The organism is Streptomyces sp. NPDC002403 (genome assembly GCF_053593015.1).
The window spans coordinates 1-1,929 of the sequence record NZ_JBSFBQ010000148.1 but is presented as its reverse complement, the minus strand read 5'-3'; the positions used below and the strand labels follow the sequence as shown (position 1 = coordinate 1,929).

The following is a 1,929-nucleotide window of genomic DNA, read 5'->3' as shown; positions in this document are numbered from 1 at the left end:
AAGCGACAACCCGCCCGGACTCGCCGACGACTTCACGGCATGGGTCCGCACTGGCCGAGGTATTCAGGCAGTTCCAATACCCGACTCCACCATTAAAGATCACCCTGAACACGCTGGCGAGGGCCTACAACGACGCCGGGTACTTCGAGCGCAACGTCCGCACCATCGAGGTTCTGGTCGACCGGGTGTCGGCGTGCACGTGAACGTCCAGCCTCGTACGGATGAAAAGGGACAGTTGCTGATGCGGTGAGACCTGTTGCTCGGCACTCTGCTGCTTGGTCGATACGGGCGGCGGAGGGGGCTGGCAGTGGTCTTGAATCCGCAGCGCTGGCTGGAGCTTCGGCGCTTTCGCGGCCTGCTGGAGTCCGGGGCGATGAGCCTGTCGGAGATCGCCAGGGAGACCGGGCTGGACCGCAAGTACCTCTCGGCGCCGGGGCCGGCATCCCCTCCGCGTCGGTCGCCGAGCGGGCGGTCGCGGGCGAGGGTGATTGATGAGTTCGGGCCGCTGATCGACTCGATGCTCCGGGCCGAGGTTCTGATGAAGGCCGCGGTCATTCACGAGCGGCTGGTCCAGGAGTACGGCTTCACCGGGAACTATCAGCGGGTCAAGCTCTATGTTCAGACGGCCCGGCCGAGGATCGCCGAGGAACTCGGGATCACGCCCAAGGAACTGGCGGGGATGCACCGCAGGTTCGAGGTGATTCCAGGGGCCCAAGCCCAGGTCGACTGGGGAGATGAGGGCAAGATCCTCGCCCACATGGGCATCGCGAAGGTCTACTCCTTCCACATGACGCTGTCGTACTCGCGGGACCCGTTCTGCTGCTTTACCACCAGCCAGGACCTGCAGACGTTCTTCGACTGCCACCGCCGGGCGTTCGCGCACTTCGGCGGGGCGCCGATGACTATCGTCTACGACCGGACCAAAACAGTCGTCCGCCGGCACGTCGCCCCTGGTGAGGCGGTCCCGCTGCATCCGGAAGCGGTCGGCTTCGCCGGCCACTACGACTTCGATATCGACGTGCTGGCCGCCTACCGCCCGCAGGGCAAGGGCCGGGTTGAACGGCAGGTCCTGATCGTCCGCGACCACGTCCTGTCGGGCCGGTCGTTCTCCTCTGTCGAGGAGATGGACGCCGCGTTCACGACCTGGGTGCCTGTGCGGCGGGCCCAGATCCACAAGACCCATCGGGAAGTCATCGCGGAGCGGGCGGCGCGGGATCACGCGGCTCTCAAGCCGCTGCCTCCCACTGCGTATCTGGTGGCCGAGCGGCAGCTGCGGCACGTCGGCAAGGACTGTCTGGTCGCCTTCGACGGCAACCTCTACTCGGTGCCGGCCCGCCGAGTCCGTGCTCGCCAGCTGGTCGAGATCCGGGCAACGAAGTCCCAGGTCATGCTGCATGCCACTCTCGCCGACCTCCACGGCAGCACGCTGCTGGCCACCCACCCCCGGGCCATCGGCCGCGGTGCCCGTGTCGTTGACGAGTCCCATTGGGACGGCCTGCCCACCGGCAAGGGCCGCCGGACCACCACGGGCGACGTCCCGGTCCAGCCTCACCGCGAACAGCCGCGGGGCGAGGAATCTGGCCCGTTGCAGGCCCTGCTGAACCGAGCCGCAGCCACCCGCATCGAGGTCGGGCGCCGACCGTTGTCGGTCTATGACGAGCTGACCGGCACCCGGCCGTTCACCACCCATCGAGCGACGAAGGAATCCTCTTGAGTGAGCTGACCGGCAACCGCATCCGCACCACGGCCGGGAAGCTCGGCCTGCCCCACCTCGCGGAAACCATCAACGAGTTCACCCGGCGGGCAGACGAGGCGAAGATGGGCTACCTCGACTTCGGGCCTTGACCCCTGATGTTGGACACACGAGACACTGGATCCTGAGGATCTGAGAACGGACATCTCGTGGTCATGAAGAACTACCCGCCGGAA

2 protein-coding genes and 1 pseudogene are annotated in these 1,929 nt (G+C 66.7%); all 3 read left to right on the top strand.

Going from position 1 to position 1,929, the window contains the following annotated elements; all coding sequences use genetic code 11:
- On the top strand, positions 1–203 hold a 203-nt coding region (locus ACWCPY_RS43225), incomplete at its 5' end, for a hypothetical protein (protein ID WP_451274676.1).
- Positions 204–307: 104 nt separating this feature from the next.
- Positions 308–1,714: an IS21 family transposase gene (gene istA, locus ACWCPY_RS43220; RefSeq protein ID WP_451274674.1), complete on the top strand. Its 1,407-nt coding sequence runs from the start codon at positions 308–310 to the stop codon at positions 1,712–1,714.
- Positions 1,711–1,836, top strand: a pseudogene (locus ACWCPY_RS43215) (AAA family ATPase); the annotation flags it as partial. The gene istA and the pseudogene ACWCPY_RS43215, both read left to right, overlap by 4 nt.
- Between the last annotated feature and the right edge of the window lie 93 nt (positions 1,837–1,929).